Consider the following 26585-nt stretch of genomic DNA (forward strand, 5'->3'; position numbering starts at 1 on the left):
GGTATGAATTTTGTTTTAAATCAATCAAAAATTATCATGAAAATGAATGCCAGCAATAATGATTACGATACGCTTTCTGAAGCAATGAACGGTTTAAAGAAATTGGGCTACACTTATGAGTTTGATTTTAAGGAGGGCAAATTAAAAAGCAACGATGGTGGTAAAGAGTTTGAAAAACATGAACTAAAGATAATAGAAATCCATCGTTTTGAAGGGATGAGCAACCCAGATGATAACTCTATTTTGTACGCGATACACTGTGCCGACGATTCTAAAGGTTTATTGGTTGATGCTTACGGGATGTATGCCGATCCCCAGAAAACAAAATTTTTGGAGGGTGTAGAGATACTAACAGAGTAAAGGCCTTGATAATTTTTTGAGGTTTATATAAAGGATTTTGGAAATAAAATTGCTTAAAGGTTAGCATTAATAAATTGCCGAGATTTTTGGCTAACATTACAAACCAACCAATTCTTGCTATCTTTGTAAAACCGATAAAAAAATGTGATCAATCCCAAACCTTAACCCCCAGTCATTCCCGTGTCCTTTTTCCTAATCTCAATTTTTTGCTTGTTTGTACTTGAGGTTATTTATTTCAAAATAGCCGATCGTTTCAACATCATAGATAAACCAAACCTTCGTAGCTCTCATACCCAAATAACCTTAAGGGGCGGGGGCATTATATTTCCTTTAGCGTTGATCATAGGGGTAATGGTTATCGAGCCTTCTCAATATTTTTTGGCGATTGGCGTTTTTGCGATCGCAACCATCAGCTTTTTAGATGATATAATGACGCTCAATAATAAGCTGAGGATCGGGCTCCACCTTGTTTCTGTATTATTAATCTTAACGCAGGTATTCTTTAACCAAAACATTTCTTTTTCCTTTAATCTTGCCTCTTGCCTCTTGATTATCGTTTCCCTCATCATTATCATCGGTATCATCAACGCATATAATTTTATGGATGGGATAAACGGGATAACGGTTTTGTATTCTTACGTTACCATTGCAACCTGTTTTTATCTTCAAAAATTCTTGAACATCCATTTATTGCAGGATCCAATTTTTTATCTGTTGATTGCTTCACTCTTGGTATTCGGTTTTTTTAATCTCAGAAAAAAAGCTAAAACGTTTGCCGGCGATGTAGGTAGCATAACCATGGCATTGATCATCAGCTTTTTTCTGTTAACGCTAATTGCGGCAACAAATAATCTAAAGTGGGTTTTGTTATTGGGAATTTATGGTTTAGATGCAGTAGCAACAATTATTTGTAGGATTATTAGAAAAGAGAATATTTTTGATGCACACCGTTCTCATTTTTATCAATACCTGGCAAACGATAGGAAATGGCCTCACGTTTTGATTGCTGTATTATACGCCTCATTGCAAATGCTGTTAAATGTAACTTTGATAAATTTAGAAAGCCCGGTGCTGATCATAGGGATATTTATGGTGTTTATAATGGCCTATGCTACCTTAAGGTTAAGTTTAGAAGGGAAAAAAAGGTTGTTTTTTAAATATTAAAAAATTTTTAACCTATAAAGGGCAGCTTAAAAAGCTCGACCAAAAGATGGTTTTAAAAACTCATTTTAGCATCATGTTCAACTAAATAAAACTATTGGTATATTTGGCAACATAATTAAACAAAATTCCCTATGTTTAAAAGAATAAATATTGTCCCTCGTTGGCTAATCTTCTGCATAGATTTAACTTTTTGCGCCTTAGCACTTATCTTTTCTTATTTCTTAAGGTTTAATTTTGAAGCTTCCCAAATAGATATAAATGAGCTGAGCAGGAACACGCTCATCTTTTTGGGTATAAACTGTCTGGTTTTCTTTAATGTAAAAACTTATGCGGGTATTGTAAGATATACCAGCGCACAAGATTCTTTCCGTATTTTATTTAGTATTTCTATAAGCAACGCTTTTTTTATTCTTTGCAACCTATTTCTACTATCTTTTAACAAACCGCAAATAATCCCAAATGTGGTAGTGGTAATTACCGGTCTATCAAGTTTTGTGATGTTGATTACCTACCGTGTTTTGGTTAAATACTTTTTTATGTATATCAAAAACATGAGATTGGATAAAAGGAGAGTAATTATTTACGGAGCAGGGGAAACAGGGGTGGCCACAAAAAGGCAGCTAGACTCTAACCCGAGCGTAAACATGAGCGTGGTAGCTTTTGTTGATGACGACCCGCGTAAAAAAGGAAAAGTGGTAGATAGCGTTAAGATCTATCATACAGACGACCTGCAAAAGATCATTGAGTTTGAAAAGATAGATGACCTAATCTTATCCTCTCATAGGATTTCTACAGATAGAAAAAACAGAGCGGTTGATCTTTGTTTGGATCATAACGTAAAGGTGTTAAATGTACCACCTTTAAAAAATTGGGTAAATGGCTCTTTTAAGGTAGCCCAAATCAAAAACATTAAGATAGAAGACCTTTTAGAAAGGGATACCATAAAAATTGAAGAGAACTTGATTAGGGAGCAAGTTAAAGGAAAAAGGGTGTTGGTTACAGGTGCCGCGGGATCTATCGGTAGTGAGATCGTAAGGCAATTAATGAAATTTCAACCCCAGATCATCATTCTCAATGATATGGCAGAAACGGCACTTCACGAGCTGCAATTAGAACTTCAAGACAATAATATCACTAATAATTTTATTGCTTTTATTGGCGATGTGAGAAATAGGAATAGGATGCAATTTATGTTTGAAACATTTAAGCCTCATTTTGTTTATCATGCGGCAGCTTATAAACATGTGCCAATGATGGAAAGCAACCCCTCTGAGGCCATTTGTACCAACGTTGGCGGAACCAAGATAATTGCAGATTTATCTGTAAAGTACAAGGTAGATAAATTTGTGATGGTCTCAACAGATAAGGCCGTAAAGCCAACCAACGTGATGGGTGCTTCTAAAAGGATCGCAGAAATCTACGTACAGTCTTTTTCTAACCTAATAGAGACCCAAAATCTTACCGCAAAAAACGGGGCGTTTATACACACCAAGTTTATAACCACCAGGTTTGGGAATGTTTTAGGTTCTAATGGTTCGGTAATCCCTCGTTTTAAAGAGCAAATCCAAAAAGGGGGACCAATTACGGTAACGCATCCAGATATTACAAGATATTTCATGACCATACCAGAGGCCTGTCGTTTGGTTTTGGAGGCTGGCACAATGGGGCAGGGCGGAGAGATCTTTATTTTCGATATGGGGCAATCCGTAAAAATAGTAGAATTGGCCAAGAAAATGATAAAGCTTTCTGGTTTGATCCCAAATCAAGATATTAAGATCGAATTTACTGGTTTGAGACCGGGAGAGAAACTTTACGAGGAATTGTTGAACAACCAAGAAAACAACCTCCCTACACATCATCATAAAATTATGGTTGCAAAAGTGATGGTTTACGATTTTGATAAAGTAAGCAAAGAGGTAGATAAACTAATTGATACCGCCTGCTATTACAAAGATAAAGAAGTGGTACGGTTGATGAAAAAAATTGTCCCAGAGTACAAAAGCAATAACTCTATTTATGAAGAATTGGATAATTTAGAAGCAATAGCCGTATAATGAACAAATATCTACTATTAGCCATCATCATCTTGGGTGGCTTTACAACTTTAAAGGCGCAAACACCAAATATTTACCAGCCTTTTTCTTATGATTTTTATCAGAAATTTAACAAGCAGGTTTATGATAAAGATACCCGTTTCCATAGTGCCATGAAGCCCTATTTTCAAGATGATTCCTTATTAAAATTAGCGGTAGATTCTTTTTATGATTATGGTTCTGATACTTTAAAAAGAAGTTGGGTGCATAGAAAGTTATTAAACGAACATTTAATAGCGATAAATAAAAGTGATTATACTTTTTATGGTGATTTTTTGCCCGATTTTATAGCAGGCTATGATAAAGACAGAGGTTCTATCTGGACAAATACCAGGGGTTATCAATTTGGCGGTACAATAGGTTCTAAATTTTCTTTTTACACCAGTGGATATGAAAATCAAGCTAAATTCCCTCAATACATCCAAAATTTTGTTAACGCTAACGGTATCATCCCTAGTGAGGTTAACGATAAATTTGGCCCTAGCAGAAACATAAAAGATTGGTCTTATGCTACGGCTTTGTTGTCTTATACGCCGGTCAAATATATCAACATTACTTTAGGGCAAGATAAAAATTTCATTGGTGATGGTTATCGTTCTGTGCTTTTGTCTGATGTGGCATCAAACTATCCTTTCTTTAAGTTAACCGGCACATTAGGAAATGTAAAGTACATGAGTATGTGGGCGCAGTTTCAAGATTTAAAAGCACCAGAGCTATCTTATGATAATGGTTTTAGAAAAAAATGGGGCGTTTTCCATTATTTAGATTGGAACGTGAACAATAGGTTAAGCTTGGGTTTCTTTGATTCTGTAATTTGGCAAGATGCAGATAGTACCGGTAAAAGAGGCTTTGATTTAAGTTATGCAAACCCTTTTATCTTTTTAAGACCAATTGAAGGGCAAAACGGTTCGCCTGATAACGCATTGATCGGCTTTAATGGAAAGTATGAATTATTGAGAAATCTAGCGGTATATGGGCAGATCGCCATTGATGAGTTTACTTCAAAGGAAGTATTTGCGGGAAATGGATATTGGGCAAACAAATTTGCCTATCAAATAGGTATAAAAGGTTTTGATGCTTTTAAATTAAAAAACCTCAACTATTTGTTAGAATACAATACAGCCAGGCCTTACACTTATTCAGAAAGAACCTCGTTGCTAAATTATGGGCATTATAACCAGCCCTTGGCAAATATATTTGGTGCAAATTACAGGGAGTTTGTAACCATCTGGAACTATTCTTACAAAAGGTTTAATCTTATGGGTAAGCTAGATTTAGCTAAATATGGTTTAGATGGCCCAGGCGATAATTACGGAGGAGATATCTTTAAATCTTACGATACAAGGAATTATAGTTACGGTAATTTTACCACACAAGGCATTGCAACAAATTTAACTTATCTAGAAGGTAGGGTTGCCTATCTGATTAATCCAAATTATAATCTGAGATTAGAGTTGGGAGGCATCATCCGATCAGAAACAAATAGTTTATCGCAAAACAAAACTGGGATCATTACTTTTGGCTTACGGAGTACCTTTAGGAATTTATACAATGATTTCTAAGAAAAAAGACATAATAATAATAGCCCACGATTTAATAACCAACAGAACTTTTAGTGCCAGGTACCATTTTTTCATAAAATCCATTTGTAACTCTAAATCTTATCATATTAATGGTATAGATCTCGGTTTCCCTTATCAAACCAACCCCATAAACAGTGTTAATAAACTAGATGGGCCTATTCTTTTTAAAGAATCTATCATTACGTTAAATCTTGATTATCTAAACCCTATCCAGAAACTCCTCATCTGGATAGATAAAAATAAAATTCCTTATTTTTTCAAGAAAATTGTCTTGGCATTACATATTATAATCTATAAATCTGATCAATGGCTTGCAAAAACAAAAGAGTTTAATAAGTTGGGTTTACAACCCCAAATTATCATTTCTGGTGGTTCGGGTGGTATAATTAAAACCTGTTTTAAAATGGCTAATAAATACAATTCTAAATTAATATTAGATTATCGTGATCCTTGGAATTACGGTTATCATTTATTAGAGACCAATAATTTGGTTTACAGGTTCAAAAAGTATTTTACTATAAAAAATGAGAACAAATACTTGGATAAAGCCGATCAAATAATTACTGTTTCAGAGTCGTTAAAAAGTTTTTTCCCGTTAAAATACCAATCAAAGATTACGGTAATAGAAAACGGCAGTAACTACGAGGAAGCAGAAGTTTTAAATCTAATAAATAGAAGCCCAACAACCTTTAATATAGTTTATTTGGGTACTATTTATAATGATCAATTACATGATGAAACGTTTTTTGAATCGGTAAAGAATTTCATAGCCTTAAATGATCTTAAACACGATAGTTTACGATTAAATTTTTTAGGAGCCTATAAAAACCCCCTTTTGCCTAAACTGCTAAATAAACATGGTTTATCATCTTGCTCAAAAATAACAGACCGGCTTTCAAATGAGGATCTTTTACCTTTCTTATTAAACGCCTCTATGTTTCTTCATCTTAAATATGGGCAAAGAACACAAATAATCACTTCTAAAAATGCAGATTATTTGATGTTTCGGAAACCGATTTTATTACCTGTATCGGATAATGGTGATATTGCAGAAAGTATGGTAAAATATAAATCTGGATATGTTTGTAATGGAGTAAAAGAAACCCTGACTGCTTTAAACAAAGAATATGATAAATTCTTGAAAAGAGAAAATATCATGTTTGAGGATAGAAATATGACCAGTATCTCTAGAACAGAAATTTCTAAGAAGTTGATAGAGGTATTGGAAAAATTATGATGATTAGCCTTTCTTCGGATAAACCATTTGTGAATTTCAAAGTCATAATCTCTTAAATTAATTAAACCTTTTTCTTATTGATAATTACCTTACTATAGCCTAAAATGAAATTAATACGATTGACCTGTACTGCATTATTTTTATTGTTTTCAAGGTTCGTCTTTGCCCAAAATGCTACCATTAGTGGGAAAGTAGAAGATACATCCAATCATTCTGCATTAAGCTACGTAAGCATTGGCTTGTACAAAAGTGCAGATTCATCTTTGGTTACCGGAACTTTGAGCAAAGACGATGGCAGTTTTTCCATTGCAAAACAATTACCGGGAACCTACTATCTCAAAATCCAGTTTATGGGATATAACACATCAATTACTCCCCAGTTTAGCATCAATAAAAACGAGAATAAACAAATGGGTTTAATAGGCGTAAAGCCAACCTCCACTTTTCTTAAAGAAATAGCTGTGACAGGCAAAAGAGCAGGTAATCTTAATAAAATAGATAAACAAACTTATCGGGCAGATCAGTTTGAAGCTGCAAAGGGCGGTTCGGCAGTAGATGTTTTAAAAAACCTGCCTTCAGTAGCTGTGAGCGGACAAGGTGAGATAAGTGTGCGTGGTGCAACGGGTTTTCAGGTAATGATTAATGGCAAGCCCGTATTATCCGATGCACAAACAATCTTAAGTCAGTTGCCTGCCAACTCATTAGAAAATGTAGAATTAATTACGGCACCTTCTGCAAAGTATGATGCAGATGGAAAAGCGGGAATCATCAATATCATTACCAAAAAAGGAGCAAATGATGGGATAACTTTTACTGCAAATGCGCAAGGTGGTTTACCCAGCACCACAGATTACAATAATCTGAAACAACCGCAACGGTTTGGAGGAGATGCCACACTTAATTTCAGAAAAAATAAATGGGATATTTCTGTCGGGGGAAACTATACCAGAAACGACACCGAAGGATTTAGGGAAGGTGATGTTTTTGTAAAAAACAGGACCGAAAACACCATTACACGCTTACCATCCGAAGGAGAGAGAAGCTTTAACCGTTACAATTACGCCGGCAGGGCAAATATCGGTTATAACATAGATGGTAATAATACCCTTTCTTTGGGTTTTTTTGCCGGTAAGAAGTTCCAAGATCGTTTGGCCGCATTGGATTATCATAATACCACTTCAGACCTAACAACTAATGCCTTGTTAAAAAGCAATCCATACTACAATAATAACTTAGAGACCAAAGAAGGTAATTTTACTTTAGGAAATTTAGACTATAGCCATTCTTTTAAGGATAAATCTACTTTATCAACCTCGTTTTTATACGAGAAAGATAACCTCTACGGAAATGATAGAAACCTGAATTTAAAAAGCGATGCGCCAAACGCAGCCCTTATCCAGTTGGTTTATAACCCTTATACCAAACCTTTAGAAGGTTACAGATTTAAGATAGATCATGCCATTGCTTTAGGAAAAGGCAAACTAGAAAGCGGCTACCAATTTAGGTACGATACCCAAGAAGGTAATTATGGCTATGAAATTGATCCTGTACCTGCTACGCCAGACTATGACCGTTTTATCGGTTCGGCAAAATCTAAAAACATTATCAATGCTTTTTATAGCCAATACTCGGGGAAAGCTTCTAAATTGGAATATGTTGGCGGTTTACGTTACGAATATTCGAAAAGAACGGTAGATCTGGTAAAGAATACATCGGTGCAGCCATCGCATCAATTAAATCTTTCAAACCTCTTTCCTTCGGCCAATATTTTATACAGCTTTAGCGATTTTTGGAAACTGAAAGCAGGTTATAGCAAACGGATACAACGCACCAGTAATAATGAGTTGAACCCTATTGCAGAAAGGGAGCACTCTGAAAGTTTAGAACAAGGAGACCCTGATGTATTGCCAGAGTTTGTTAATTTAACCGAGCTTGGCTTGATCAAGAACTTTAACAAAGGTTCTGTATTTGCAACAGCTTATTATCAACAGGTTAAAAACCCTATCCAAAGGGTAAACAGTATTTATGCCGATTCTATTTTAAACCGTTTGTTTACCAATGCTGGCAAGGCCCGTTCTTTGGGTTTAGAAATAGGGACAAACTATCAGGTTAACAAATGGTGGAATTTTTACGTTGGAGGGAACGTTTACAATTACAGGATAAAGGGAGATTTAACCATCCTTGGAACAACAACGCCCATTTATAACCAAACATGGGTATATTCTGTTAACGCCAATACTAACTTTCAATTGGCAAAAGCTTGGAGTTTACAAGCCAATGTAAATTATCTTTCAAACCGGCCAACGGCACAAGGTGAAGATTCTAGGTTTTTATCGCCAAATATGTCTTTAAAGAAAAGCTTTTTGGATGGTAGGTTTGCTGCTACATTTCAATGGCAGAATATTGATCTTGGGATGAAAGAAAGTAACCGACAAAGGATTACAACAAGCGGCGCAGATTTTTATACCACCACCAACTACATCTATGAACCAGATGTGCTGATTATTAATCTTAGCTTTAACCTCGATAAATTGAAAACGAAGGATAAGTTACCAAAAACAGAATTTGGGGATAAAGAGTTTTAGACGGCTTCTTTTACTATTATCAATAATGACAGCATAGAATTAAAACGTTTTTTTACGGTAGATAACACCCTATCGAAATATTTGAGGGATTGAAATAAACAAAAGGGTTAATTCTTATCACTATAGCTAGGCATTAGATAATGGCTACGCTGATAAATTTGCAAGAAATTTAGGAGCTCATAAACCAAATGGTATTCATAAAGGCGGAAAATATAGGGTTTAAGAGGAGGGATCCTATCTCGGCAATTATGTACTCGCTTAGCTAGATAAAACTAGACAAGCGCCTGGCTGTGTTTAGTTAGGGTGCCTTTTTTGTCTCTTTTTCAAAATTACAGGCATTAAAATAGAAATTAAAACCGCAGCTCTAAGTAGTTTTGATATGTTAAGGGTGTTAATGGACGAAAGTAAAAAAGTGGGTAGGAAGGAATCAAAAAGAAAATATTTACGATTTGCCAGCATCAGGTAACTGGAATTATATTACTCCGCAAATAAAGCCAACCCCGGGTTGGTTGGTCAACAAAAATCTAGCTTCAGGTTTGCCAAATATACTTCCGCTTTGCGGTTTAAATAAAAATCTTAAAGAAAAAGGCACATTACAAAAAACATCTTGATAAAGTTGCTCAAATAATTATTGAGTTAACCTTTTACCTCCTATCCCTTTCCTCTTTAAACGAGCTAAATATTGAAAATCAATACTTTATAAGAAATTTCATATTGGATTTTGTGCGATAAGCTAACCCTAAAGTAATATAAGTTTACCTTTTTTAATGTCCTAATGAGTATATAAAAAACACGGCAGAAACTGATAACCAATAATACTGAAATAAAAAAATAAATTTAGAGCAGGCAACCTCCTATCTTTAATAAGCGTAATTGCAATAAACCTTAAACATTGGAACAAAAAGAAACGCTGCAAATTATTGAAGGCTGTAGAAAAAAGCAGAGAAAGGCTCAAAAAGAGCTTTATAAGCTTTACTACGGTTATTCTATGAAAATCTGTTTGCGCTATTCTAATGATAAGGAAGAGGCTTTGGAGTTGGTTAACGATGGGTTTATGAAAGTGTTCACCAAGTTGCACCTTTATGATGATAAACAGCCTTTTAAAAGCTGGTTAAGTACGCTGATGATACATACAGCGATTGATCATTACCGAAGAAAAATAAAATTACAGCGTATGGAAGATATTGAAAATGCAAGTGATTTGCATGATAAAGATCACATTCTATCAAATTTGAACTATCAGGATTTGGTAAAACTAGTACAAAAACTATCCGCAGCTTATAGAACGGTTTTCAACCTTTTTGTAATCGATGGCTTTTCGCACCAAGAGATAGCAGATAAGCTTTCCATATCTGAAGGGACCTCAAAGTCTAACTTATTTAAGGCCCGTCTGCAGTTGAGAGAAATGATTTTAGAAATGGAACTTTTGAATTATCAATAAGATGAGTTTGAATTTTGAAAATAATGAGCTAGACCGGCTTTTTAAAAGCAAGGCAAAAAACGAAGGTGGAGAGCCTGAGTTTGAAGAGGCTGCTTGGGCAGATATGGAGCGTAGGTTGGATAAACGCAAACGTAAAATTGCATTTTATTATCTAAGTGCTGCTGCTTTGGTTTTTGTTGTTTTAGGGGCGGGTTGGTTTTTTGCCCAAAATATGGGGGCTTCCTCATCAACAGAAAAAATCTACGCCGTTAAAAAACTGGGTCCTAATCATAACATTAAAAACGATGCTATTGAAAACAAAAAGATACCGTCTTCTGAACAAAAAGAAAGCTTGGCAAATGAAAATTTTAATGAAACCGTTAAAGCGATAGGCACAAAGAAATCTTTTGCTAGAACTAACTTTTTAAGTAGTGATAATAAAAGAAAAGAAGATCAGAATTTGGCTTCCGCCGATGAAAAAGAAAAAATTTTCAATCCTGATTTGCTAGTTCCAGAAAATTTGGATACCGTTTTACCATCAAGAAATAGAAATGAAACCATTGCTGAAAGCATTATAAACCAGCAAGATATTATTATCAAACCTGTTCTTAAACAAGAAATAGCATTAGCTGCAAATTCAAAAGGACTTTTTAAAAAATCACAACCAATAATTTGGAGTTTGGGTTTAAGCGCAGGGCCAGAATTTAACACCGCGGGTAATTTCCAAAACTCCGTTGGTACTTTAAACACAGGCATTAATTTTTCTGGAAGGTTAGACAAGTTAAGTTTATCCATCGGGGCTAATTATGGCATTAAAAACTATTCGGCTTCTACTTCGCAATACCACAACATTAAGCCTCAAATTGCGCCTTTGGTTAAAAATATCAATGCTTCATGCAATATTCTAGAAGTACCCTTAACCCTATCATATCAATTATCTAAGGGTAAAAAATCTTCTTTCGATTTGAACGCAGGTATATCTAGCTATTTTATGCTGAAAGAAAAATATGTTTACCAATATACACAAGCCTCTGGCTATCCCGAACGTACCATTAATATCAATAATCAAAACCAGCATTATTTTAAAGTCTTACAACTTTCCGGGACTTATTATCTGCCTCTTAAAAACACAATGTCTGTTATCGGGATTGAACCTTACGCCAAAATCCCTTTAGCCGGCGTAGGGGTAGGCGCCGTAGAACTCAAGTCTTATGGTATTAATCTAAATTTTAATTATGCGTTTAAAAAAAAATAGAATAATAATGTTATTCTCAATTTTTGTATTGTTGCTTACTTTTAATAGCGGGGCAACAGCTCAAATCCTTAAATCTTCGGGTTGCAAGATCAACTTCTTTTCAGAAACTCCCCTAGAAAATATCAGTGCCGTATCAGAGCAGGCCGTTGCACTTTTAAACTTAAAAACCAATGAGGTTGCTATTCAAATCCCGATAAAAAGCTTCCAGTTTGAGAGGTCATTGATGCAAGAGCATTTTAACGAGAACTATATGGAAAGTGATAAATATCCGCTGGCTAGCTTTAAAGGGAAAATCATCACTCCAATCAATTTAAGTAATGACGGTACTTACAATGTAGAAGTAAAAGGCATTCTAAATGTGCACAATGTAGCCCAAGAAAGAACAATTAAAGGCAAGATCGAAATTAAGGATAACCAAGTGATTATCAACAGCAAATTTGATATTGCATGTAAAGATCATCACATTACCATCCCCTCCATCCTTTTCAAAAAAATTGCAGAAGTAATACAGGTAAACGTTTATGCCCAATTTATTAAAAAATGAAAAAAACAGCGTTCATTCTATTGTTATTTAACTTTTTGGCATTGGGTTTATATGCCCAGGATATGGATTCTATCTTGAACCAGATGTCATCAAATGTTGCAAAAGAAAAGGTAGAAGCAACTTTTAAAAGCACACATTTAGTATTGTTAAACACCAATGAAACACAAAAGAAATATGATTTAGCTTTTTGGATTGCCCACAGGTTTGGGGATATAGGCGGAAAATTTGGCGGCTCACATACGCTCTATGGTTTAGATGCAGCGACTGATATTTTCATAGGTTTTGATTATGGGATAACCGATAAGTTGACCGTTGGATTTGGAAGGAGCAGAGCGAACGAACTATATAATTTCTTAATCAAGTACAGATTACTTGAGCAACAAAAAGAAGGTTTTCCGTTTGCCGTAACCCTTTTTTCACAAGCGGGATGGATCACAAGGGCCGAATTTAACAATAGCGAATTTTTAAAACCGGGCGATAGGCTCAGCTATAATTTACAGGCAATTATTGCTAGAAAGTTTTCTTCAAATTTTTCAGCGATGGTGTTGCCCGGCATCTTAATTCGTAAAGATAGAATTATTAACAACAACCCAGAGGCACTTTATTCTCTAGGTATAGGAGGAAGGTTGAAAATAACCAAGAGATTTTCTCTTATAGCCGATTACACTTGGGTAAACGGCCTTGGCAGAAATAAAGATTTTAATCAGGGTTATTACAATCCTTTAGGAGTAGGGATAGAAATGGAAACTGGCGGTCACGTTTTTAGTCTCAATTTTATGAACGCTACCTCAATTATAGAGAATAATTTTATTGCAGATACCCAAAAATCGTGGAAAAATGGTGGTGTTAGGTTTGGGTTCGGTATTTCAAGAAATTTTACACTTTTTAATAAAATCAAAAAGAAAAACTAATATGAAACGAGAAGAATTTATTAAATCTTTAGGCCTAGGTGTCGCAATGGTTTGTACTGGAGCTTGTATGAGTGCGTGTGGAAGTAAAGGAGATACCGGGACACCTAATCCAAACCCTAGCCCAAACCCTGGAGGCGGAGGATCAAACGGTAATACAGTAAGCGTAAGTATTTCTGGGAAATTAGCAAACGTTGGCGATCAAACCAGGGCAAATGGGGTTTTGTTTTTTAGGATTGCAACTGGGAATACACCGTCTTCATTCGTAGCTACTGAAGCTTTATGCCCTCACCAAGGTGGTAATTTGAATTGGCTAAACAATCAAAATAAAGTTCAGTGCGATTTGCATCAATCAGAATATACATCGGCAGGAGCCGTAACGCAGGGCCCGCAAAACACCGCAGGAAGCACAAGGGCATTAAAAATTTATTCTACTGCCATAACAGGAGATACCATAACAGCAACTGTAAGTTGATGATTCTATAAAGCATCTTAGAGATGCTTAATAGCATTTTTATCAAAACCGTATGAAGAATATTAAAATGAGTCGAAAAGAATTTCACTTTTGTGGTTTATAGAGCAAAAATAGGCTTTCTGTCCAAATCGATGCCGGTTGAGCAAAATTTTCATCTTCAATAGGTCAAATACAGATGTATTAACTTTTTAATTAAATAAGGTTGTATAAGAAAAGCTTATTTAAGTTTCTCAAATTTGAAGATAATTTTTTGAAAGCTAATTTGTGTTTAATTGTCTCTAAACTTTATTAAAAATCATAACTAGATTTAAGAAGCATATTTTTTAAACCTACCAAAGGCACCACTTAAGAATTGTCGGTTTTTATCGCCAAATTTATTAAAGAATAGTTTTGCGGATGGTAGCTTTGCCAAGCTCTTGATCTTGGGATAAAAGAAAGTAACCAACAGAAGGTTATCACACGCGGTACAGATTTTTTATCACCGCAAACTATAGCCATGAACCAGATGTGCCGAAGCTTAATCTCAATAAATTGAAAACCAAAGATAAATTACCTAAACTGAATTTGAGGATAAAGAGTTTTAATTTGTTTCTTAAATTATCATAAATCCCCAATGATGTAAATTTTAACGATTTACCATAAAAAAAGCCTGTAAAATCAATTACAGGCTTTTAAAGAATTAAAATTTTAAACTATTGTTTGATGATTTTCTTTATTTGGATACCCTCTGGTGTTTTGATCTGTAAAATATAAGGGCCCGCTTTCTGAGTGTTTAAATCTAAATAGGTTGATTGTTGACTGCTTCCTTTAAAGTTTAATACTGTTCTTCCAAGTCCGTCTATTAATTTTCCGGTAATAAGATCAGGATTATTAGAGTTGTATTTGATAAATAATCCTTGGGTGGTTGGGTTAGGATACACACTTAACGTTAAACTTCCATTTAATCCCTTCACAAACCTTACTAAGTCGTTATATACGGTTTTTTTACCGTTTTTATCTATTTGTACTAATCTGTAATAGGCCGAATTGTAAAAAGACGCATCCGAAAATTGATAATTTAATTTATGAGATGATTGGCCTGCACCATTTACATTGGCTATTTTCAAAAATGATACACCGTCATCGCTTTTCTCAATTTCGAAATGATCGTTATCCCTTTCTGCGGCCGTAGCCCAAGTTAATAAAACACCATTGGTTTTAAGGTCTGCTTTAAAACTTATTAAATCTACAGGTAAGGGTAATACCGGCATACCAAAAGTAAAAGGACTAAAGCTAGAATTGCCCAAATTAGCAGTAATACTTAATGAATTATTAGAAGCATTTCCTTGATTTACCCATTGCGTACCATTAAACCAAGCAACTAAACCTTGTTGATCAGTTGTACCAGCTAGGCCGCTGGCTATTAAATCAAAAGAATATAAACTAACTTTAGCGCTTAACGCTCCAGAAGTTCTATTTAATAACCAGTATTCTTTATTAAGCACTTGATCAATAGAAGTTTCCTTGTTTGTAGTGTTAGAGTAGGCCGTTTGAAAGTATTCTGCCGTAAAATCTGATGCACCTGAAGCAACATTTGTTAAGCCGATGTAAGCTGCTTTTGTTCCTTTTCCTATGGGGATAACCATGTCGGCATTAATTCCGGTAACGTTTAACGGCCCATCTACAAAATTCCCAATTCCTGATGTAAAACTAATACCTGTTGCAGGTACGGTTAAGGTATTTGTGGCGGTACTTACTACTTTTCCGGCGGTTAAAACCAAAGCATTTGTAGTGGTTGGTTTGTCTAAAGTTAATGCTTTAGAGGCCGCATTTATTCCCAAAGAACCAAATGTAAGCGTTGCATCTTGTGAAGATAACGTAAGGCTTTTTGTAGCTAAAATGGTTGTTGCTGATAAATCTACTCCTGCTTTAACCAACAAAGTATAATCTTCTGGTGCAACTTTTACGGCATTTAAAGTTTCTGGCGCTGTTGCCGGATAAGCGAATGAAGGCTTTAAGGTTACAAAACCTAAAACATCGGCATCAATACCATGATTGATCTTAGTTTCTAAAGCGTATAAATCCACATCTGTCATTCCTGATATTAAATCTGCATCTATATTATTGGCAGATAGATCTACATTTGTAGAAAAAGGAAATGCAGTTGTAGTTGCTGTACCAGCATAAGCTTGTGATGTCCAAAACGGTATTTGATCAGAAGTTCTAGTTTCATTTACTAAGTTAACCAAAGTTGTTAAAGAACTAGAGAAAGTATTGGCCTCTGTATTTGCCCCACCAACAATGATATTTGATAATGGAGATAATGTAGAAGAGCCGTTAGAGTTCGCAAATCCTAATCCAGTTCCACCGGCAACACCAGAACCATTAAATAAATTGCCTTTTATAGTTATATTTTGATAAGTTTTAGCTGCTTCTGCTTGTGTATCAGAAGTTTTGGTATCAAAAATAATATGCCCAAACCCTGTTTCGTTTGCAAGTGGGTTAAAAGTATTGTTAAGTATAGAAACATTGCTAGATGCAAGTAACGATACGCCTGCGTATTTAAAATCTGTAAAGGTATTGTTAGAGATTGTAAGGTTGGCATTACTGGTTTTAGAGCCCACTACCTCAAATAGTGAAGCCTGTATATCTGCCGCCGTAGCACCAGGCCCACCCGCTAATGCTGCGGTAGCAGTACCTCCAGAACTAATCATATTATTAGATACACTATGGTTACCAGGCTTTAGCCCACCAATTTTAATTTTACCAATCACGTCATTGTAAGAAACATTTAAGTCATTACTACCACCACTAACGGCAAGCTCCATAGAACTATAAAATGCTTTGATGGTATTTTTATCGGCCACGCTGCCCCCAATTGTTCCATTAATGAACCAAGACCTAATACCTCTACTCATCGCATTACCAGAAACGGTATGATCAACCGTATTTCTTTTAACGGTAACTTTATCTGAAGCTGCAGTTGGGTTGGTTTGTAATCCTAAAAAGATAGCCGCCTTACCAAATTTATAAGAAGCACTAGTCCCCTCTATTTTATTATCTAAAATGCTGAGGTTGTCAAAAGTTCCGTTTGCGGTAGTGTTAATTGCAGATTCTGAATTTGTAACGCTCTCATCAAATTGCATCTCAAAGTTTTGTATGGTTACGTTTTTTGCAGAAACATTAATCAGGGATTTTCTTGTTGCATCGCCAACCCCATTTATTAAAGGTTTTGTAGCTAAAGTATTGTTATTGCCCCTTAAAGTTATTTCTTTATTGATCTGGATGGTTGAGGTTAATGTATAGGTTCCAGGATTAACATTAATTATGTCTCCATTTACGGTAGAGGCATCATCTATGGCTTCTTGTATAGTAGCAAAGTTTAATCCTGAGGTAACATCTTGAACAGGAAAATAATATTGAACGCTACCAATATTGGTATTATCTAATTTATCATAAATTTTACCATCTAACTCTGTTCTTTGGGTGGCATCTAAAGATGTTGCAGCCCTAAGTTGGCCATCAACATAAAAATTATTTTGATCAGCCCTGATGTTTGTTGCCCAATAAGCGGTAGTAGTGGCCGCAAATTCCCCATATTCTGGAAAACCCGCTATTCCTGTGCCAGCAGTTTGCGTCTGATTTCCGTTATTATCATCTATGTAGATATAATTAGCAATATCTTGGTTAAAGGTGTTTTTCTGCGCTGCCGTACCTAAAATGAAAGTTCCGAAAGCTGCCGAATTACTATCATGGTTATAAAAAGCAAGTGCTTTAGAGCCTACAGAACCAGAAACCCCATTGAATGTATTACCAATAAAAGTTGCGCTAATTGGTAGTTTGGTATTGCTTGAGCTTGCTAAAGTTTTTGTATTGATGGTGACTGACTTGAATGTATTATTTGCATCTACAACTGGGTTAAAAATATTGCCCTCCGCAGTAATATTTTGGAAATTCTCTAAACTCATTAACCAATAATTGTTTTCCACTAAATTACTTTTAAATAAAAATGGTTTATTGGCATTGTTGTTTTTTAACCTAACAAGCGCATAGTTAGGCGTACCGCCTAAACCCCAATTAAAACTATTATTTTCAATATCTGCTCCTAAGAAACCAGCATTTGGTTCAGCAAATTCTATTCCCCCACCATTAAAACTATTAGTTAGTAAACTAGTCTTATTTGGCGATGTTTGAAATCTGCTGATTACATCGTGACTAATAGTTTGTATCGTATTATTGGTCATATACAAAGCATACCCGTCAGATGATACTCCTGCTCTAAAAAAAGCGTTTCCAAAACCACCTCCTACCGTACCTTCTATAGTTGTGTCATATACATAAATAAATCCTGGGGCAGGATTTGCTAAAACAGCAACGCCATCTACTGCTCTTCCTATAGTGTTTGCGTTGATAGCATTTCTATCGGTATAAGAAGTAGCTGCATAGGCTGCCGCAGATTTAGTTGCTGTGATTCCACAATTTTCAATACGTAATCCGGAAGCATCTCCGCTGGTTATAATTGCAGACCAAAGTTTAGATAGATCGGTTTCAAAACCAAGTTTTGAAACAGTAACATTTAAAGCGGTAATTTTAAAAAGTGAAGGAGTTACTCCACCACTAACGGTTCCGGTAAATTTGATGATGGTGTTGGATTTATCAGCCCCAATTAATTTTAATTGTTTATTAACAATTACTAATCCATCGTAAGTACCCGCCTCAATGTTAATGATATCATTATCAGAGGCAACAGCTATTGCCGATTGAATGGTGGCTTTGGGAGAGCCCGTTAAACCCGAGTTTAAATCATCACCTGTTGTACTAACATAGTAGTTTGTTTGAGCAAACGTTAATTTCGTTGTAATTAAAAAAAGAAAAATTAACGCTCTTTTGAGTAAAATATTTGAGTTCATTTTAGATTGAGATTATTAATTTATATTTTCAAATGTAAATATTTTATTATTTATTATAATATTTTGAATATAAAGATGTTTTTATATTCTAAAAATATTTAATTATGAAAATGTTATTCCAAATAGGTTAAACAAGCTTTATAATTAATAATTAATATAATTTCATATAAAACTTTAGTTATATACATTTTTTTATAACAAATGTTTAAAAGTTTTTTATTTATCAAATTCTTCAATAAAAATTTTTGCTCTGAAATGGACTAAAATTTATTTCATCATTAAGCCTAATAATTAAAAATAAATTTAATATCAATTCTCTTTAGATCTTTAAACAGTAGAAATTATACCATAATTATGCTGATTCAATTTTTCCCTATATTTATTTAGCTAATAAGAATATAGGGCTTGGTAAGTATCAATTGCCCTGCAGGTTGTCTATTTTGGTTAGAATACTATTGTTCGATTAAAATATTTGGCATTTCAAATATTTTCATAATCTATATCAATTTGAAGCATCTATCGTAAGATTAAAGCCTTAACCAACCAAACCACTATAGGGATAATTAGAAACGTTAGGATAAAAAGAGCTGCTCAATTATTAGAGACTAAGCACTATAACGTGAGCGAAGTTGCCTATATGGTAGGTTTTACAGATTTGGATTACTTTAGGAAATGCTTTAAAGAAAAGTTAAAAAAAAACCTAAAGATTATAGTGCGGCTAGCGGAGACGATTAATCCCCTCATCTTAAATCAGAAAGTAAACCATAAACATACCTCATTCATCCTGGCGCAAGCAGAAACCCCTTGTTTTGCCATGCGTCATTTCAACGATAGGAGAAATCCTATGTTATTAGCAATCCATTAATTCTAAGCGGAAAACTAAACTAAATAGCCGTTGATCAAAAAATAATCCTGGTTTAAAAATCTATTGGTCTTTCATACCGTCTAAATTGACGGGTTTAAAGAGATTTCTAGCTAATCCTTATCGATATGAAAAGTTTAAGGAATTGTAAACACCATAATATTTTGATTTTTTACGGCAGTAGGGATATCTGATGAGTTTAGTACAGGCAATCCCGTAAACGCTCTTAAAGGCATTTGCATATTTGATTGCCCTGCGAAAAACCATACTTCGCCCAATTTTACGTTATTTACATTTACCGAATGACCGTCTTCATCACTTGCGGTAATGTTATAGTTACCATTGAAAGTGGTTGCACTTGGTGTGGCAACATTAATTTTCCATCGGCCATTTATCTCTGTTGTACCTTTATATTCAATATTATTCCATGATGGTTTTACCGTGATTGTGGTTCCAATACCAACGAAGCCAAATATTGGGGTGGCCGTTTTCTGCTGTTGGGTAAAAAAGGGGATGGCTCTGGAACAAAGCGGCTATTTGGTCAGGCTTTTTTTTCATCCCGAGCGTTCACACTCAGAACACTTTTACTTTAAATAGAGCGGAAAGGGAAGGGCAAAGGATAAGACAAAAAAGTATAGTACTATCCACCGATTGGTGGATAAAATGCCAAAAAGCCAATATTTATGAGAAGTAATTATCTAGCGTAGGTTAACAACTTAATTTTGATAATTAACTTTTTTAGATACCTTAATCGAGTTTTGATCTACATCGCAGAGCGGTATTCTATTGTATGAAAGAGATGCTTTTGTAAAGGTGGTATCGCAACCTTTTCTGATTTTTTTTGGTGTAGGTAAAGTGGCGAATTGGAGGGATAATGGAGATAAATATGCTTGTTAATAGGGTGTTATAAAATACAAAACCCATGAAAAAAAATAACCAGGCTTTTTGATGTTGGGTAAATTCTTGTTAATGCAAAATACCTGAAACAAAAAATGCCTTTAAATTTTTATTAAAGGCATTTCTAAGATTTAGATATATAAAGTTTATGCCATTTCTGGTTTCTTGTCTTTGTAATAACCTTTTTCCAATTTCTCTCTCACTTGGCTAAAGGCAGAAACAGTTCTTTCCACATCCTTTAAAGTGTGCATTGCCGTTGGGATCAATCTTAGCATTATTAATCCTTTAGGGATAACCGGATAAATTACGATAGAGCAAAAAATACCGAAATTCTCTCTCAAATCCATAGTGATGGCGGTTGCCTCGCTCAATTCTCCTTTTAAAAATACTGGTGTTACCACAGAGTTGGTGGTGCCAATATTAAATCCTTTGTTTCTTAGCCCCGTTTGTAATGCAGTTGCAATTTCCCAAAGTTTGTCCTTTAACTCGGGTTTGCTACGTAATAATTCTAAACGTTTCTTTAAACCTAAAACCATTGGCATAGGTAAAGATTTAGCAAAAGTTTGAGAGCGCATATTGTATCTCAAATAATTGGTGATCTCTTCGGTTGAGGCAATAAAAGCCCCTATGCCTGCCATAGATTTAGCAAAGGTCCCAAAGTAAACATCTACGCCCGCCAAGCAATCTTGCGCTTCATGCGTACCTGCACCTGTTTTGCCCATTGTACCAAAACCATGTGCATCATCTATCAACAAACGGAAGCTAAAATCTTTCTTAAAATCTATGATTTCTTTTAGTTTTCCTTGTGCGCCAGACATTCCAAAAACCCCCTCGGTAATTACCAAGATACCACCACCGTTTTCTTGCGTTAATTTTGTAGCCCTTTCTAATTGCTTTTTAAGGCTGTCCATATCGTTATGTAGGTAAACAAAACGTTTGCCCATGTGTAAACGAACACCATCAATAATGCAGGCGTGAGACTCGGCATCGTAAACGATAACATCATTTCTATCAACCAAAGCGTCAATTGCAGAAAGTATCCCTTGGTAGCCATAATTTAAAAGAAATGCATCTTCATAGCCAGTGAACTCTGCCAAAGATTTTTCTAAAGCTTCATGATGATTAGAGTTACCAGACATCATCCTAGCACCCATAGGATAGGCCATGCCATAATCCTTTGCTGCTTGGGCATCTGCTTCCCTAACTTCGGGATGGTTGGCCAAGCCCAAATAATTGTTTAGGCTCCAAACCAAATGCTCTTTGCCCCTAAAATTCATATGAGGTGCAATTTCTCCTTCCAATTTAGGAAAAGAAAAATATCCATGAGACCATTTTTGGTGTTGCCCTAAAGGCCCCATGTTTTTCGCTATCTTCTCAAAAATATCCAAAATATAATTTTTTATGTGTATTTGTTTAATAAAAAACGCTGCAAATTTACGGTTTTGATTATCATTATCAAAAACCTTGCTAAACCTTTTAAGGGCTATTTTATGGTATATTGTCAGTTTTTGGTCAACTCCCCTCTTATAGAAGCGCCTAATCTACGTAGCAACCTGTCTTTAGGGTAGTTTCTTCCAAGTAAATACATCAGCTTGGTTACTGCAGCTTCAAATGTCATATCGTAGCCGTTGATTACCCCCATTTTTTTTAGCTCGCTACTGGTGGCATACCTGCCCATTTCTACAGACCCTACCTTGCATTGAGAAATATCCAAAATTATTTTACCCCCATTTATGGCTTTTTTCAGTTTATCTAAAAACCATTTTGCGGTAGTGGTATTTCCTGTACCAAAGCTTTCCATTATGATAGCTTCTGCACCAGAGTTTAAAACGGCATCTACAATTTGTGGGCTAATACCGGGGTATAGTTTAAGTACCCCAATATTGTTGCTCACGTTGGTATGTACCTTAAATATAGACTTTTCTAGCTTGCCGATAACGGCATCATTATATTTGATATGAACACCAGCTTCTACTAAAACAGGGTAATTGGGCGATCTAAATGCCTCAAACTTTGCCGAGTTATATTTAAAAGTACGGTTTGCCCTAAAAAGTTTGTTTTCAAAATAAATACATACTTCTGGTACTCTTGCCCTGCCATCTTCTAATTTTGCCGATGCGATTTCTAAAGCGGTAATAAAATTTTCTTTCGCATCTGTACGCACCTCAGATATAGGCAATTGCGAGCCTGTGAAAATTACCGGCTTTGCCAATCCTTCTAGCATAAAGCTTAAGGCCGATGCGGTAAAAGCCATGGTATCCGATCCATGAAGTATTAAAAAACCATCATGGTCTTCATAATTATCATTGATCAGCTTTGCCAAATATGCCCAAATTTCTGGGGTCATATCAGAGGAATCTATGATTGGATCAAAAGAGTGTACGGTTAGCTCATAATCCATACGCCTTAGCTCGGGTACGTTTTCTATGATCTGCTCAAAAGTAAAGGGGGCCAAAGCATTGGTTTCGGGATCTGTGATCATTCCTATCGTTCCGCCGGTATAAATCACAAATATTTTAGTCATGCCTTTAGTGTTTTAGAGAATCAATACAAATAAACAATTTTAATCTAAACACCGAAAATTTTAACCGAATTGGCCGTAGTGATTTTTGCCACCTCTTCTAAAGGGATTTGTTTTAAATCGGCTATTTTTTGTGCTATATGTATTAAATAAGAACTTTCGTTTGGTTTGCCCCTGTAAGGCGATGGGGCTAAATATGGTGCATCTGTTTCTAAAACTATATTTTTTAGATCTATCTGTTCTACAGTTTTATCAAGGCCTGCATTTTTGTAGGTTACCACACCGCCAATACCTAAATAGAAACCCAAATCTATGGCTCTTTTTGCTTGACTTAAATTACCTGTAAAACAATGGAATATGCCCCTCAACTTATCATCATCATGGTTTTCTAAAATTTCGAATACTTCGTCAAAAGCATCTCTGCAATGTATCACAATTGGTAGGTTTAAAGTTTTTGCCCATTCGATCTGAATGGTAAAAGCGTCTTGTTGCTGTTTTAAAAAAGTTTTGTCCCAATATAGATCTATCCCAATTTCGCCTATGGCATAAATTTTACTTTTTTTTATATGTTGATGAATCAAATCTAACTCTTTAAGAAAATCATCATTTACATCGCATGGGTGCAAGCCCAACATTGGAAAACAATTTTTTGGATAGGCTTTAACCAAATTCATTACCAGGCCAACCGATTGGCTACTAACGTTGGGTAAAAACAGCCTTGTAATTTGGTTTTCTAAACATCTTTCCATTTGCTCAGCTCGTTCCTTCTCGTCTAGTGTATAATACAAATGGGTATGTGTATCGGTTAGCATCATCCTACAAAATTAAAATAAAAAAGGCTGTCTCTAAGAGTTTTGTCGTTCCGTTAGCCAACTGGCCAATCGGAACCCTATCAAAATAGGTTCTCACGTTGCTGTTTAATTTGCTAGTGAGATGCTGAAACGAGTTCAGCGTGACAAATTCTTTTTAAAGACAGCCTTTAAAATGTTTTTATAAACTACTTAGCTGGAGCCGTTGGTGCTGGTTTGGCAGGTGCCGCTGCATTTGGATTATGGAAAACATTTACCAGTTCTAATTCGAAGATTAATGGAGTAAATGGCCCGATCATTCCGCCTGGCATTCCTTGCTCGCCATAAGCCAAACTAGAAGGAATTAAAACAGTTGCTTTGCCGCCTTTTTTCATTTGTAAAACGCCTTGTTCAAACCCGGGGATAATCCCACCTTTTCCCAATACAACGCTTAATGGAGAATATGGTGCTCTTTGTGGGTTGTACATATTGTTTTTCTTTGCAACATCTTCTAAGCTTGTATCAAAAACCTTTCCTGATAGGATCTTACCGGTATAATTTACCAACACGCTATCGCCTGCAACAGGTTGCTCGCCAGTACCCTCTTTTGTGGTTACAATTTGTAAACCAGAAGGCAATTTTGTTGGTTTTAATTTATTATCATTTATGTATTTTTGAAGGTTTGTTACTTCTGCGGCTTTAGCTTTTTCGCCTTCTGCCTTAAAGTATTTTTCTACCTTAGCTTGGAAATCTTGCATATGAGCAGTATCCTTATGTATAACTTCCTCAACTTTAACGGTATAAATTAAGTATTTGCCTTTTATTCCAGCTGGTCTTGGTTGTCCTTTTGCTACCGCAGAATCAAGGTTGATTTTTATGGTTGCACTATCTCCTTTGGTAAGCATTTTTATCGCATAAAAAATATCACCCGGGTAAACTGGTTTTGGGAAATAAGCTTCAGAAGGCCTACCCATTTCATAAGAGTTAAAAAGAGAAGAGTCTTTTTCTGTTTTGGCCACGATGTTTAGGCTGATAAAATCGCCTTCTTTGATCGAGTCGCCTTTAACATCGGTATGGATGTTATACTCTAAACCTGCAGGGCCTTTTTTAAAACCACCACTACACGCCGCAAAGCCTAAAGCTGTTACGGTTAATATTAATAATCCTTTTTTCATTCTTTATTTATTGTTTTTTATTTGCATTCAATAATCCCGAAATGGGATGTTTTCATTCTTTTATCTATTGTTTTTTATTTGCATTCAATAATCCCGAAACGGGATGTTTTCATTCTTTTATTTGCGGTTTTTAAAAGCCCATAATCCATTGTTGATAGTCCATTCTCTTGAGGCACTACTTTTAATGGTCAATAGTTTGAAAATGCTACCTATTAATGTTTACCATTTATTTACTGATAACCAATTACCGATTACAAATCCTAATCACTAAAAACTACTGCAAAAGTAATTCTTTATATTCAGGTAATATCGATCTAAATTTCTCTACCACGGTTTCAAGAGCATCATTAGATTGCCCTCCTGCTGCGTTTCTGTGCCCCCCGCCATCAAAATATTTCTTGCATATTTCATTTGCCGGGAAAGTGCCTATTGATCTTAGGGAAAGCTTTACCCGATCGCTGCGCTCAACAATAAACGCCGCTAACTTAATACCATTTATTGAAAGCGCATAATTTACTATGCCTTCGGTTTCGCCTGTCTGTATATCAAACTTCTTTATATCTTCTTTGCTTACGCTGATTAAAGCGGTGTTATATTCTCTTAAAACCTCTAATTTATTGCTTAAGCAATAGCCCAAAAACTTTAATCGCCCTTCGGTTGCATTATCATAAACCTGTTGGTGTATTTTCCAATTCTGTGCGCCGGCATCTATCAAATTGGCCACAATCCTGTGAAGGTCTGAAGTTACGTTAGGAAAACGGAAAGAGCCCGAGTCTGTCATTATCCCTGTGTATAAACAAGTGGCCACGTCTTTATTGATCAGTTCGCCGTCTTTCAAGTAGTTAACTATAAAATCATAAATGAGCTGTGCGGTTGCGCAGGCATTAATGTTCCAATGCCTAAAATCATCAAAGCCTTCAGGTTCTAAATGATGGTCTATCATTATTTTAATTGCAGAAGATCTCCTCACTTCCTCACCCATTTCATTTATCCTGGCAAGCGCATTAAAATCTAGGCAAAAGATCAATTCTGCATCTGCAATCAATTTTTTGCTTTCTTCTGGTTTTTCTGTATAAATGATAACCTCTGGATTATTGGGCAACCATTGTAAAAAATAGGGATAATCTGTTGGGGAAACTACTTTTACAAAATGACCTTTTTGTATAAAATAATTGTACAGGCCTAAAGAAGAGCCCATTGCATCACCATCAGGTTTATGATGGGTAGTAATCACGATTTTACAGGGCTGTGCTAATTTATCTTTAAGCGTTTCTAGATCAATCATCAATTTTAATGAAATGCGAAGGTAAACAAACTATCCGAAAATACTTAAATACTTTTTGTTATGATTTTAAAAGCCTACTTTTGCACCAATTTTTAAAAACTAAACAATGGCAACTAACAGAACATTTACGATGATCAAACCAGATGCAGTGGCAAACGGGCACATCGGAGCAATTTTAAATGATATTATAGCAAGTGGTTTCAGAATTGTGGCTATGAAATACACCAAGTTATCTCCAGAGAAAGCGGGAGAGTTTTATGCGGTACACAAAGAGCGTGGTTTTTATGGCGATTTAGTGAGCTTTATGTCTTCTGGGCCTATCGTTGCAGCTATTTTAGAGAAAACCAATGCGGTAGAAGATTTCAGGGCTTTAATTGGTGCAACCAATCCGGCAGATGCCGCCGAAGGAACTATCCGTCAGAAATACGCAAAATCTATTGATGCGAATGCGGTCCACGGTTCAGATTCTGATGAGAACGCAGAAATTGAAGGTAATTTCTATTTTACCGCTTTTGATAAGTTTTAAGTATAACATTTTTGGAAT

20 protein-coding genes are annotated in these 26585 nt (G+C 35.4%); 13 read left to right on the plus strand and 7 right to left on the minus strand.

Going from position 1 to position 26585, the window contains the following annotated elements:
- The first annotated feature begins 3 nt into the window (after positions 1-3).
- The 11 genes from I5M32_RS03495 to I5M32_RS03545 all read left to right on the plus strand — a co-directional run bounded on the left by I5M32_RS03495 (position 4) and on the right by I5M32_RS03545 (position 13624).
- Positions 4-360: a phosphoribosylpyrophosphate synthetase gene (locus tag I5M32_RS03495; RefSeq protein WP_234461851.1), complete on the plus strand. Its 357-nt coding sequence runs from the start codon at positions 4-6 to the stop codon at positions 358-360.
- A 210-nt stretch (positions 361-570) separates the two neighbouring features.
- A complete protein-coding gene (locus I5M32_RS03500) occupies positions 571-1524 on the plus strand; it encodes an MraY family glycosyltransferase (protein ID WP_234461852.1) in 954 nt (317 codons plus the stop codon).
- Between the two features lie 131 nt (positions 1525-1655).
- A complete protein-coding gene (locus I5M32_RS03505) occupies positions 1656-3578 on the plus strand; it encodes a polysaccharide biosynthesis protein (RefSeq protein ID WP_200584792.1) in 1923 nt (640 codons plus the stop codon).
- A complete protein-coding gene (locus tag I5M32_RS03510) occupies positions 3578-5179 on the plus strand; it encodes a gliding motility protein RemB (protein ID WP_200584793.1) in 1602 nt (533 codons plus the stop codon). The genes I5M32_RS03505 and I5M32_RS03510 overlap by 1 nt, the downstream gene beginning before the upstream one ends.
- Positions 5169-6437, plus strand: coding sequence for a glycosyltransferase family protein (locus I5M32_RS03515; protein ID WP_200584794.1), 1269 nt, complete (start codon positions 5169-5171; stop codon positions 6435-6437). Before I5M32_RS03510 ends, I5M32_RS03515 begins: the two co-directional genes overlap by 11 nt.
- 104 nt (positions 6438-6541) lie before the next feature.
- Positions 6542-9022: a TonB-dependent receptor gene (locus I5M32_RS03520; protein WP_200584795.1), complete on the plus strand. Its 2481-nt coding sequence runs from the start codon at positions 6542-6544 to the stop codon at positions 9020-9022.
- 892 nt (positions 9023-9914) lie between these two features.
- Positions 9915-10463 (plus strand): RNA polymerase sigma factor, encoded by a 549-nt coding sequence (locus I5M32_RS03525; RefSeq protein ID WP_200584796.1) that lies wholly within the window; start codon positions 9915-9917, stop codon positions 10461-10463.
- 1 nt (position 10464) lies between these two features.
- Positions 10465-11697 (plus strand): TonB-dependent receptor, encoded by a 1233-nt coding sequence (locus I5M32_RS03530; protein ID WP_200584797.1) that lies wholly within the window; start codon positions 10465-10467, stop codon positions 11695-11697.
- 7 nt (positions 11698-11704) lie between these two features.
- Positions 11705-12241 (plus strand): YceI family protein, encoded by a 537-nt coding sequence (locus tag I5M32_RS03535; protein ID WP_200584798.1) that lies wholly within the window; start codon positions 11705-11707, stop codon positions 12239-12241.
- On the plus strand, positions 12238-13152 hold the full coding sequence (locus I5M32_RS03540; RefSeq protein ID WP_200584799.1) for a DUF5777 family beta-barrel protein: 915 nt from the start codon (positions 12238-12240) through the stop codon (positions 13150-13152). The genes I5M32_RS03535 and I5M32_RS03540 overlap by 4 nt, the downstream gene beginning before the upstream one ends.
- A 1-nt stretch (position 13153) precedes the next feature.
- Positions 13154-13624, plus strand: coding sequence for a QcrA and Rieske domain-containing protein (locus I5M32_RS03545; RefSeq protein ID WP_200584800.1), 471 nt, complete (start codon positions 13154-13156; stop codon positions 13622-13624).
- Positions 13625-14316: 692 nt separating this feature from the next.
- Here the strand turns inward: I5M32_RS03545 and I5M32_RS03550 are convergent.
- Positions 14317-18513, minus strand: coding sequence for a T9SS type A sorting domain-containing protein (locus I5M32_RS03550; protein ID WP_200584801.1), 4197 nt, complete (start codon positions 18511-18513; stop codon positions 14317-14319).
- Between the two features lie 526 nt (positions 18514-19039).
- Here I5M32_RS03550 and I5M32_RS16970 point away from each other — a divergent pair.
- Entirely contained in the window at positions 19040-19378 is a 339-nt protein-coding gene (locus I5M32_RS16970; protein WP_394370311.1) for a helix-turn-helix domain-containing protein, read from the plus strand.
- A gap of 417 nt (positions 19379-19795) precedes the next feature.
- Here I5M32_RS16970 and I5M32_RS03560 read toward each other — a convergent pair whose 3' ends face one another.
- From I5M32_RS03560 to I5M32_RS03585, 6 genes are all read right to left on the minus strand, one after another.
- Positions 19796-19933 (minus strand): hypothetical protein, encoded by a 138-nt coding sequence (locus tag I5M32_RS03560; protein ID WP_200584802.1) that lies wholly within the window; start codon positions 19931-19933, stop codon positions 19796-19798.
- A 485-nt stretch (positions 19934-20418) separates the two neighbouring features.
- Positions 20419-21660 (minus strand): aminotransferase class I/II-fold pyridoxal phosphate-dependent enzyme, encoded by a 1242-nt coding sequence (locus tag I5M32_RS03565; RefSeq protein ID WP_200584803.1) that lies wholly within the window; start codon positions 21658-21660, stop codon positions 20419-20421.
- 113 nt (positions 21661-21773) lie between these two features.
- Complete coding sequence (locus I5M32_RS03570) at positions 21774-22796, minus strand: asparaginase (protein ID WP_200584804.1); 1023 nt, start codon at positions 22794-22796, stop codon at positions 21774-21776.
- A gap of 44 nt (positions 22797-22840) precedes the next feature.
- Positions 22841-23608 (minus strand): TatD family hydrolase, encoded by a 768-nt coding sequence (locus I5M32_RS03575; RefSeq protein ID WP_200584805.1) that lies wholly within the window; start codon positions 23606-23608, stop codon positions 22841-22843.
- Positions 23609-23790: 182 nt separating this feature from the next.
- The gene (locus I5M32_RS03580; protein ID WP_200584806.1) at positions 23791-24756 is read right to left on the minus strand and encodes an FKBP-type peptidyl-prolyl cis-trans isomerase; all 966 of its coding nucleotides are present in this window, start codon (positions 24754-24756) and stop codon (positions 23791-23793) included.
- 274 nt (positions 24757-25030) lie between these two features.
- Positions 25031-26041: a DHH family phosphoesterase gene (locus tag I5M32_RS03585; RefSeq protein ID WP_200584807.1), complete on the minus strand. Its 1011-nt coding sequence runs from the start codon at positions 26039-26041 to the stop codon at positions 25031-25033.
- A 106-nt stretch (positions 26042-26147) separates the two neighbouring features.
- Here I5M32_RS03585 and I5M32_RS03590 point away from each other — a divergent pair, with 106 nt between their 5' ends.
- Positions 26148-26567 carry a nucleoside-diphosphate kinase gene (locus I5M32_RS03590; protein WP_200584808.1) on the plus strand — a complete coding sequence of 140 codons (420 nt, stop codon included), beginning with the start codon at positions 26148-26150 and terminating at the stop codon, positions 26565-26567.
- Positions 26568-26585: the final 18 nt, after the last annotated feature.

It is taken from the genome of Pedobacter segetis (genome assembly GCF_016623585.1).
Classification (GTDB): Bacteria; Bacteroidota; Bacteroidia; order Sphingobacteriales; family Sphingobacteriaceae; genus Pseudopedobacter; species Pseudopedobacter segetis.

Excerpts from the sequence above, each read along its gene's own strand:
- I5M32_RS03510 (WP_200584793.1), top strand. The coding sequence starts at position 3,578 with ATGAACAAATATCTACTATTAGCCATCATCATCTTGGGTGGCTTTACA.
- I5M32_RS03570 (WP_200584804.1), bottom strand. The coding sequence starts at position 22,796 with ATGACTAAAATATTTGTGATTTATACCGGCGGAACGATAGGAATGATC.
- I5M32_RS03560 (WP_200584802.1), bottom strand. The coding sequence starts at position 19,933 with ATGAAAAAAAAGCCTGACCAAATAGCCGCTTTGTTCCAGAGCCATCCC.
- I5M32_RS03580 (WP_200584806.1), bottom strand. The coding sequence starts at position 24,756 with ATGAAAAAAGGATTATTAATATTAACCGTAACAGCTTTAGGCTTTGCG.
- I5M32_RS03550 (WP_200584801.1), bottom strand. The coding sequence starts at position 18,513 with ATGAACTCAAATATTTTACTCAAAAGAGCGTTAATTTTTCTTTTTTTA.
- I5M32_RS03540 (WP_200584799.1), top strand. The coding sequence starts at position 12,238 with ATGAAAAAAACAGCGTTCATTCTATTGTTATTTAACTTTTTGGCATTG.
- I5M32_RS03530 (WP_200584797.1), top strand. The coding sequence starts at position 10,465 with ATGAGTTTGAATTTTGAAAATAATGAGCTAGACCGGCTTTTTAAAAGC.
- I5M32_RS03590 (WP_200584808.1), top strand. The coding sequence starts at position 26,148 with ATGGCAACTAACAGAACATTTACGATGATCAAACCAGATGCAGTGGCA.
- I5M32_RS03535 (WP_200584798.1), top strand. The coding sequence starts at position 11,705 with ATGTTATTCTCAATTTTTGTATTGTTGCTTACTTTTAATAGCGGGGCA.
- I5M32_RS03515 (WP_200584794.1), top strand. The coding sequence starts at position 5,169 with ATGATTTCTAAGAAAAAAGACATAATAATAATAGCCCACGATTTAATA.
- I5M32_RS03505 (WP_200584792.1), top strand. The coding sequence starts at position 1,656 with ATGTTTAAAAGAATAAATATTGTCCCTCGTTGGCTAATCTTCTGCATA.
- I5M32_RS03585 (WP_200584807.1), bottom strand. The coding sequence starts at position 26,041 with ATGATTGATCTAGAAACGCTTAAAGATAAATTAGCACAGCCCTGTAAA.
- I5M32_RS03575 (WP_200584805.1), bottom strand. The coding sequence starts at position 23,608 with ATGATGCTAACCGATACACATACCCATTTGTATTATACACTAGACGAG.
- I5M32_RS03545 (WP_200584800.1), top strand. The coding sequence starts at position 13,154 with ATGAAACGAGAAGAATTTATTAAATCTTTAGGCCTAGGTGTCGCAATG.
- I5M32_RS03495 (WP_234461851.1), top strand. The coding sequence starts at position 4 with ATGAATTTTGTTTTAAATCAATCAAAAATTATCATGAAAATGAATGCC.
- I5M32_RS03520 (WP_200584795.1), top strand. The coding sequence starts at position 6,542 with ATGAAATTAATACGATTGACCTGTACTGCATTATTTTTATTGTTTTCA.